Annotated in this window: 8 protein-coding genes; 1 reads left to right on the top strand and 7 read right to left on the bottom strand. The window is 60.5% G+C overall.

The window, feature by feature from the left end; all coding sequences use genetic code 11:
* Positions 1-2,388: hypothetical protein (locus F4Z81_02215; protein MXW03862.1), on the top strand; the 2,388-nt coding region annotated here is incomplete at its 5' end.
* Between the two features lie 9 nt (positions 2,389-2,397).
* On the opposite strand, the gene F4Z81_02210 is transcribed toward F4Z81_02215, so the two are convergent.
* The 7 genes from F4Z81_02210 to F4Z81_02180 form a co-directional block, all read right to left on the bottom strand.
* The gene (locus F4Z81_02210) at positions 2,398-2,745 is read right to left on the bottom strand and encodes a hypothetical protein (GenBank protein MXW03861.1); all 348 of its coding nucleotides are present in this window, start codon (positions 2,743-2,745) and stop codon (positions 2,398-2,400) included.
* 337 nt (positions 2,746-3,082) lie between these two features.
* Positions 3,083-3,334 (bottom strand): hypothetical protein, encoded by a 252-nt coding sequence (locus F4Z81_02205; GenBank protein MXW03860.1) that lies wholly within the window; start codon positions 3,332-3,334, stop codon positions 3,083-3,085.
* Positions 3,335-3,467: 133 nt separating this feature from the next.
* A complete protein-coding gene (locus F4Z81_02200) occupies positions 3,468-4,697 on the bottom strand; it encodes a phosphoribosylformylglycinamidine cyclo-ligase (protein MXW03859.1) in 1,230 nt (409 codons plus the stop codon).
* A 21-nt stretch (positions 4,698-4,718) separates the two neighbouring features.
* Positions 4,719-6,116: a hypothetical protein gene (locus tag F4Z81_02195; protein MXW03858.1), complete on the bottom strand. Its 1,398-nt coding sequence runs from the start codon at positions 6,114-6,116 to the stop codon at positions 4,719-4,721.
* Between the two features lie 13 nt (positions 6,117-6,129).
* Positions 6,130-6,564 (bottom strand): YkgJ family cysteine cluster protein, encoded by a 435-nt coding sequence (locus tag F4Z81_02190; GenBank protein ID MXW03857.1) that lies wholly within the window; start codon positions 6,562-6,564, stop codon positions 6,130-6,132.
* A 2-nt stretch (positions 6,565-6,566) separates the two neighbouring features.
* Positions 6,567-6,758 carry a hypothetical protein gene (locus F4Z81_02185; GenBank protein ID MXW03856.1) on the bottom strand — a complete coding sequence of 64 codons (192 nt, stop codon included), beginning with the start codon at positions 6,756-6,758 and terminating at the stop codon, positions 6,567-6,569.
* Positions 6,759-6,848: 90 nt separating this feature from the next.
* Entirely contained in the window at positions 6,849-7,196 is a 348-nt protein-coding gene (locus F4Z81_02180; GenBank protein ID MXW03855.1) for a RidA family protein, read from the bottom strand.
* Positions 7,197-7,247 lie beyond the last annotated feature (51 nt).

Here is a 7,247-nt window from a genome sequence, read left to right as displayed (position 1 = left end):
CCGTCGGCCCCGTCGCAACCGCCGCCGCCCCCGGTAGCGACCCGCATAACTATCACGCCGGCATCGGTGACGCTGAATGAGATCGGCCAGACGGTCCAACTGGCTGCGCAGGTCTTCGATCAGAACAACAACGTAATGACCGGGATCACCGTAACCTGGACCAGTCGGAACTCGGAGATCGCGTCGGTCAGCACGGCCGGCCTGGTGACTGCCGTCAAGTACGGCACGACCCGTATAGCGGCGATGTCCGGTAATATCACACAGGACGTTGAAGTAAAGGTCGTTCAGACCGTCGGCAGGATCGAAATCGAACCCGCGGAGGCCACCCTGACGGCCATCGGCGAGACCGTGCAACTCGCCGCCAGGGTACAGGACCGCAACGGGCAGACGATCGAAGGGGCCAACGTGACCTGGCGGAGCAGCGATACGGAAGTGGCACGCGTGAGCACTACCGGTCTGGTTACCTCGACCGGCAACGGCACGACCCGGATAACAGCCCGTTCCGGCAGTACCGAGCAGGATATCACCGTCAGGGTCATGCAGACGCCCACCGGTATCGCGATCGAACCTTCCGAGACCATACTCACGGCCATCGGCGAGACCGTCCAACTCATCGCGACGGTGGTCGATCCGAATAACCGGACCATCGAGGGGGCCGCCGTGGCCTGGCAGAGCAGCGACACGACGGTGGCAACGGTGAACGACGACGGCCTCGTGACCGCGGTTAACAACGGCGACGCGACCATCACGGCCACATCGGGCGATCTATCGGCAAGCAGCGACATTAAGGTCATGCAGACCCCCGCCAGCATCGTGATCGATCCGGATGAATCCATACTGGCGGCGGCCGGCGATACGGTGCAGTTGACGGCCACGGTGCTCGATCATAACGGGCATGCGATCGACGGCGCGGACGTAACCTGGTCAAGCAGCGACGAATCGATCGCCACCGTCGATGAACAGGGTCTGGTGACCGGGGTGGCTGGCGGAATCGTGGAGATCACCGCCCAAACTGGGGAGGTATCTTCCGTATCGTTGATTTCGGTGAAAGGCACCGGACTGGACCGTGAGACACTGACGGCGTTTTATCATGCCACGAATGGCGGCCAGTGGAACAACAACGACAACTGGTTGAGTGATGTACCCCTCAGCGAGTGGCACGGCATAACGACAAACTCCGCCGGTGAAGTAACCCAAATTCAATTGGGGCAAAACAATCTGCGGGGCCCCATCCCCGCTGAACTGTGTAATCTCTCGGCGCTGGAGAGTCTGGAACTGTCATGGAACGAACTGACGGGGAACATCCCACCCGAACTGGGACTGCTCACCAATCTCACCTTCCTGTGGTTGGCATCGAACGATTTGACCGGGAATATCCCATCCGAATTGGGACAACTCACCGATCTCGGCTTGCTGTGGCTGTCAGACAACGGATTGACAGGAGGGATTCCCCCGGAATTCGGTCAATTGACCTACCTCAGATCACTTGATATCAGCGGCAACGAGTTGACCGGTGATATTCCTGCGGAGCTGGGACAACTGACTTCCCTTACGACGGTACATCTACTGAATAACGAGTTGTCGGGAAATGTCCCGCCCGAACTCGGGCAACTCACCGACCTAACGCACCTGGACCTTGACGGAAATCGGTTTACGGGGACGATACCGCACGAACTGGGGCAACTGTACAGACTTGAAAGGCTTGGACTTTCCGCCAATGAGTTGACGGGAGAAATACCCATTGAGTTAATGCAACTCACGGAACTTACAGACCTGAGCCTTTCCAGCAACAGACTGACAGGGGACATTCCGTCGGAACTGGCACAACTCACCAATCTCGAAAAACTGAGTTTGAGTAAAAACAGTTTGACCGGGAACATACCGCCGGAACTGGGGCAACTCACCGAGCTTACCTTCCTGGGTTTAGGTTATAACATGCTGACCGGGAGCATTCCACCGGAACTGGGACAGCTTACCAGACTCGAGAACCTCTTTTTTGACAGGAACGAGTTAAACGGGAACATACCGCCGGAACTGGGGCAACTCACCAACCTCAGGGAACTGTGGTTTAAGGACAACAATTTCACAGGAAACATCCCTTCCGAATTCGGTCAACTCGAAAACCTCTCGTCGCTGACTTTTGACGACAATCGATTGACAGGAGCGATCCCGCCGGAGCTGGGTCAACTCACAGAACTCGGGACACTGTGGCTCGCCGAAAACTCCGGACTTACCGGACCATTGCCGGATACGTTTACCGGACTCGAAAATGTGAGCTGGCTAACGTTGTCAGTTACGGGTCTGTGCGTACCACCGACCTCAGCGTTCCGGACGTGGATAGACGGTATACAAAGCGCAGAAGGTGTGGTGTACTGTTCCGGACTGTAGCGTGAGGCATCAAGACGCCTCCTGCTGTGTGATCAGTACCCCTTCCAGCCGGCCAACACGGGTGTCCATCTTGTCCTCCAAAGCGACAAAACGTTTATCCATCTTGTCCTCCAAGGAGATAAAACGTCTGTCCATCTTGTTCTCCAGAGCGACAAAGCGCGCTTCCGTCGCGATAAAGCGGTTATCCATCTTGTCTTCCAGTGCGACAATACGCGAATCAAGCCTGTCCTCCATTCGATCCATGCGCTGTACCAGCCTGGTCTCGAGTTCCATTCTACCCGCCTTGGATACTTTCCAGAAAAAGATGAATGCTCCCAATAAGATCGCCGGCGATACGACCAGTTGAGCGATTTCCATAGTACGACCTCTCCCTGACTCGTTTCTATTTGGTCACTTCCTGCTTACTTTTGTCGATTTTAGTCTCTACGCGTGTTACAACCTCAATCAAGTCTCTCAGTTTCTCTTCTACCGAAAGAACCCTGTTATTTAGGTCACCAATTAAGAAGAGCATAATCGTAACGATGATACCCGTCATCATAACATGCATTCCGGCGACTGTGATTACCGGTGTCCACGACCAATCTCTCTTGCTGTGTTCGCACATTATACAGACCTCAGTTGTTGTTACCAGATCATCAATATGATACCGGCATTCATCCCACTATTCAGGAAGTACCAACAGCAGTGGTTATTTCTATTCGTTTACCGATACGCGCAGGTAACCTTCGACCCGACCGAGGCGTGTATTCATATCGTGGATTTCGGAACGTATGGAGGCGAATTCGGATTGCATTTCCGTCCGCAATCCGGTCAACTCGGTCCGAATCTCATCCCGAAATTCCTTGTTGGAAGAATTGATGAAAGTGACGACGGCGATTACGAGGATGCCTATGGCCGATACGATCTGCACGCCAAAGGACCAGTTCTCTCGGGACATTCCAGTCATCTTCCGACCTCCTGGTGAGTGTGACAAAGCATGAATAACCGACCTCTAAAACGTATCAGTCGGAGATCACAAGGCGATACTCGGAGTTTTTCTTAGAAAAAGTAAGAAGAAAGGCTGGAGGAAACGCACCGACTCAGTCCCGCAGGGCGAGACTTTCTCCGCTGAGCGTCACGCCCAGCGGCTCGATGACCACCTGGCGGGGGCCATCTTCAACTACGCCGGCGTTCCAGGCGCGGATGCCTCGCGCCTCGGCGCAGGCCACCGCCGCATCCCCGTCCTCGGGGCGGACGAAGAGGGCGAAGCCGGCGCCCATGTTGAGGCTACCGTAGGCCTCTTCCACCGTCTGCCGGGTCTTATCCACCATGAACCGCAGGACCTCGGGAACGGGCGGCACTTCGGAAATGCGGTAGGTGAACCGGCCGGGGTGGCGCATGATCTTTCGCCAGCCGTGGCCGGTGATGTTGGCGATGTAGCGCAGGCCGATGCCGGCCTCGAAGGCCGCCTCGGTAACGGGAGGATAGAGCACGGTGGGGTCGAGCAGGGCCTCGCCGTACGTCCGGCCGCCGGGCATGGCCGTGGCATATCCCTCAGGAAGCCGTTCGGACAGCTTGCGTGCGAGGGTGAGGCCGTTGGCGTGGATTCCGCTGCTTTCGAGGAGGACGATCGCGTCGCCGGCCGCCAGGTCCTCGCCCAGGGTGAGGCGCGACTTCGGCCGGATGATGCCCACACAGGAGGCGGCCAGGTCGATGGCGCCTTCCTCCACCACGCCGGTCAGGCAGGGCGTCTCGCCGCCGCCCCAGGCCACGCCCAGGACGTCGCAGGCCGCCTTCCAGCCGTCGACCAGGTCGTTCATGCGTTCGGTGTCGTCGAACCATTCCGAGGAACCGGCGGCCCAGTAGGCGTGGATGCTCAGGGGCCGTGCGCCTACGGTGACGAGGTCGTTGACGGCCGTGGCGATGGTGTCCTGCGCGATGTGGTTGTACCAGGTCCGTCCCGGCTCCCCAGACATCGCTGGCGGCCCTGGCGACCCCGATCCCGCCGGCACCTTCCGCATCGCGTCCGCCACCAGGGCTTTGGTGCCCAGGCATTCGGTGATGGAGGCGAGATAGGCGTCGCCGATGTCCACTACGTAGGCCGACTCGCCGCGGCTGGCCGTCACCTCGCGGACACCTGTGTGTGCACCCGCGCGTTCGAGGTTGGCCCCCGTGGCCCGCGCCGCCTGCTGGGCGAGGACCTTCAGGGGATCGATCCGGTCGTAATCCACGCCGGCGTCCTCGTAGGTCAGATGGTCACCGGCAGGCGAACCGCAAGGCGTGCCGCTTCCGGCTGACGCACGGCTTCCGTTCGGATTTTCGTCGGCCATGCCCATCCTTTCGGAGTTACTTTAGCTTCCCGTGGTGAACAGCTCCCGCAGCCTGCGGGCCACGAGCTCGACTTCGCCTTCCTCGAGCTGCAGCGTGCGCGGGCCCGGACCGTCGTAGATGATCTTCGGATCGCCCGCGCGCAAGAGCCGGCCCACGTCTTCCCGGGACAGGGGAATCACCGCCTCGTCCCAGCGCAGTTCCACGTCACAGTACCCGTGGGTGTTGAGCTCGTAGCGGGCTTCCACGCCGTCGATGCCCTGCAACTGATCCGCCAGCCAGCGGGCCTTCGCGTTCCAGGCCGCGATCTCCTCGTCTTCGTCGAGGGCCACGTACCGCTCCAGCGCGGCGACCAGGCCGACGATCTCCTCCTTGCCGACCTTGAGTCCCCGGCCGATGCCGTTGACCGGCGCGTTCTGCATGCGGGCGGCGTGGATCAGATCGGCGCGGCCCGCGAGGATCCCCGTCGAGTTCGGACCGCGAATCCCCTTGCCCCCGCTGACCACGACCAGGTCGGCGCCGGCTTCCAGGTATTTCGTCAGGTTCTCCTTCGGCGGCAGGTTGGATGCCAGGTCGATCATCACCGGCACGCCCCTGCGCCGGCCGATCTCGATGATCTCCATGGGCATGAGCGTCTCGGGGTCGTGTTCCTGCCGGTGGCGCACGGGAAAGGGCGGAACGCCCCGTGTCTGGTGCTCAATGTAGGCCAGCCCCACGAGCAGCGCCGTCCGATCCGTGATGGCCGCCTCGTATTCCGCGCGGGTGCCGGCCTCAACGAGCTTCATGCCCGCGAAACCGAACACGTTGTCGTAGAAGAAGCGATGGGCCGTCTGGAACAGGCATTCCACCTTCGGCCAGGTCGGATTGGGCAGAAGCCGCATCCTTTCCTGGTCGGGTCCGGTCAAAACGCCCGCCGCGCCCACCAGCATCGCCGCGAAGGCGCCGGACGAAACCAGGGCGGCCTCCGCCCCCATGATCTCGGCGATGCGTCGTCCCGCCGCGTCGTGCAGCTCCGCCATGTCCACGAAGTAGCGGTTGGCCTCGGCCATGGCCTCCATCACCTCGGCCGGCATGCGCGAGCCGCCCATGCTCGAGAGGTGCTCGTGGGCGCCCACATGGGGCCGCACGCCGAGCAGCCGGGTGTAGACGTTGTCCCTCAGGTCGGCGGCGAGGGCCTCCGGGTCGCCACCCGAACCACCCGTGCCAGCTCCGATCGGGCCGCCCGCGCCCGCACTTCCCGACGATCCATCCAGCTCGCCCGCACTACTGCAACCGGACGCCGCGACGCCCGCCGCACCGGCCGCGCCGGCCATGCCGGCCAGGGCACTCACCCTGATAAACGCGCGCCGGTCCAGTCCGCTTTCCGCATCCGCCGAATCCAGCTCATCCACACGCTTGTCATCCAGACTATCGTCGTCCATGTGTGTGCACTCCCTACGCCCGTTTCTTCGCCGCCATCAGGTTTTCCGTCCGGCTTGCCGCCTGCGTCTCGATCTCTTTGCGCGTCCAGCGCTTCCCGTTGTTCATGCCTCCGCACGTCTCCGCTTCCCGTTCCCACCGTCGTCTGGATTTCAGGATGTCCTGCCAGAAGGGATAGCTGCTGCACTGGGACGGCCGCACCGGATAGATGGAACATCCCTGGTCGTAGAATACGCAGGGACCGTCATCCGGAGAGACCAGGGAGACGTAGCCGTCGATCACTTCCGTATACTTTTCCAGAAAGGTCTCGAACGGCAGTTCCAGGTACTCGGCGATGCGCCGGAACTCCTTCTCGCTGCCGTAGATGAATCCACCGGGGAAGGTGCAGCAATGGCCGCACCCGTGGCAGGAGAACTGCAATCCGTCGTGCCAGAACTTGCCTTTAGCCATGGTTATTGATCTTTGGCGACATTGAACTTCAGATATCCGCGCACTTCATCAACCTTGGTCTCCACACGGTCAATCTTGTCTTCCAGTCTGGACAACCGGTCTCTCGTACCGGATTCCACGAAAACATACAAGCCAAAGCCAACCGTAATCAAGGCACCTTTTATTACTACATTGATCCAGGGTTTCTTAGCCAACTTATACTCCTTATGCAACGAATTTATATACAGGAATACCCTTACACAGTATTAGTCGGCCAAGCTGGAGTGCATTCTCGACAAAAAAAACTATTCCCCCACCGTGGCGATCACCTCGACTTCGCACCGCGCGCCGAAGGCCAGGCCGCTGCCAGCGAAGGCGCTGCGGGCCGGCTTGTCGCCGGGAAAGTACGTGACGTACACCTCGTTGAAGGCGGGCCATTCGGCGATGTCCGCGAGCATGACCGTGGCCTTGATCACCCGGTCCATGGAGGATCCATTGGCTTCCAGGACCGTCCTGATGTTCTCCATGGTCTGGCGGGCCTCACCCTGGATGCCCCCGGGCGCCAGGTCCGTCGTACCGGGGATGTTCCCGATCTGGCCGGAGAGGAACAGCAGGTGCCCCACGCGCACGGCGTCCGAGAAGGGCAGGTTCATGCTCGCCGTGGGCTCCGAGGTGAGGTAGACCGCCTCGGGGGAGGGCGGGGC

The organism is Gemmatimonadota bacterium (assembly GCA_009835325.1).
GTDB lineage: Bacteria > JAAXHH01 > JAAXHH01 > JAAXHH01 > JAAXHH01 > JAAXHH01.
The sequence above is the reverse complement of the archived record's forward strand: the minus strand, read 5'-3'. Positions and strand labels throughout refer to the sequence as shown.

Excerpts from the sequence above, each read along its gene's own strand:
- F4Z81_02195 (MXW03858.1), bottom strand. The coding sequence starts at position 6,116 with ATGGACGACGATAGTCTGGATGACAAGCGTGTGGATGAGCTGGATTCG.
- F4Z81_02180 (MXW03855.1), bottom strand. The coding sequence starts at position 7,196 with ATGAACCTGCCCTTCTCGGACGCCGTGCGCGTGGGGCACCTGCTGTTC.
- F4Z81_02190 (MXW03857.1), bottom strand. The coding sequence starts at position 6,564 with ATGGCTAAAGGCAAGTTCTGGCACGACGGATTGCAGTTCTCCTGCCAC.
- F4Z81_02200 (MXW03859.1), bottom strand. The coding sequence starts at position 4,697 with ATGGCCGACGAAAATCCGAACGGAAGCCGTGCGTCAGCCGGAAGCGGC.
- F4Z81_02210 (MXW03861.1), bottom strand. The coding sequence starts at position 2,745 with ATGGAAATCGCTCAACTGGTCGTATCGCCGGCGATCTTATTGGGAGCA.
- F4Z81_02205 (MXW03860.1), bottom strand. The coding sequence starts at position 3,334 with ATGACTGGAATGTCCCGAGAGAACTGGTCCTTTGGCGTGCAGATCGTA.